The organism is Leifsonia sp. SIMBA_070, assembly GCF_046534635.1.
In the GTDB taxonomy this organism is placed as follows: domain Bacteria; phylum Actinomycetota; class Actinomycetes; order Actinomycetales; family Microbacteriaceae; genus Leifsonia.
On the sequence record NZ_JAWRYK010000650.1, the window covers coordinates 1 to 251 of the forward strand.

General features: G+C 64.5%; 1 pseudogene. It reads right to left on the reverse strand.

The window, feature by feature from the left end:
- Positions 1-251: pseudogene (locus SB754_RS21840) on the reverse strand (hypothetical protein); the annotation flags it as partial.

Genomic DNA, 251 nt, shown 5'->3' on the forward strand with positions numbered 1-251 from the left:
GGTTCGCATTTGGTATCGGTCTTGCTGCGGACGAACCGCACCGCGCCGCCCTCTCCGGCACCGGCGGCACCGCCGATGATGGGCTGGAACCGCTCGAAATGGATGCGGTCCCCGACGTCGTTGTTTTCCCAGTGTTCGACCAGGGCATCGAGCATTTCACCCGGTCCCGAACACAGGGCCTCACGTTCACGCCAATCCGGGCACAACTCGTCGAGATCGTCGGTTCCGAAGCGGCCGTTCTCGGCGGTGAG